This window comes from Streptomyces flavochromogenes (assembly GCF_000717595.1).
Taxonomy (GTDB): domain Bacteria; phylum Actinomycetota; class Actinomycetes; order Streptomycetales; family Streptomycetaceae; genus Streptomyces; species Streptomyces flavochromogenes.
The window spans coordinates 1-629 of sequence record NZ_JNZO01000098.1 but is presented as its reverse complement, the minus strand read 5'-3'; the positions used below and the strand labels follow the sequence as shown (position 1 = coordinate 629).

1 protein-coding gene is annotated in these 629 nt (G+C 68.5%); it reads right to left on the bottom strand.

Annotated elements, in window-relative coordinates:
• Positions 1-629, bottom strand: a 629-nt coding sequence (locus IF00_RS42240) for an acyltransferase domain-containing protein (protein WP_037640536.1), incomplete at both ends; no start/stop codon positions are given.

Here is a 629-nt window from a genome sequence, read left to right as displayed (position 1 = left end):
ACGTGCCAGGAGTGGGAGGCGTAGTCGACGGGGATGCGCCAGGTACGCACCCCCTCGGCCTCGAACACGGCCTGCAACTCGTCCAGAGCCCCCGCACTGCCGGACACCACAGTGGACACCGGACCGTTGACCGCCGCGATCCCGACATCACCACCCCACCGCTCCAGACGCGGCCGCACCTCGCCCACCGACAAAGCGACCGACACCATGCCACCCCGCCCGGCCAACACCCGGATCGCCTGACTGCGCAACGCCACGACACGCGCCGCATCCTCCAGCGACAGAGCCCCCGCCACACACGCGGCAGCGATCTCCCCCTGCGAATGCCCCACCACCGCATCCGGACGCACCCCATGCGCACCCCACAACGCGGCCAAAGACACCATCACCGCGAACAACGCCGGCTGCACCACATCCACCCGCGACAACAACACACCACCGTCATCGCTCAGCAGCACCTCCAGAAGATCCCACTCCACGAAAGCCGACAACGCCTTCGCACACTCCTCCAGACGATCCCTGAACACCGGCGCCGACGCATACAACTCCCGCGCCATCGCACCCCACTGCGACCCCTGCCCCGGAAACACCAGCACCGTCCTGCCGGACCCGGCACTCCCCGACACCAC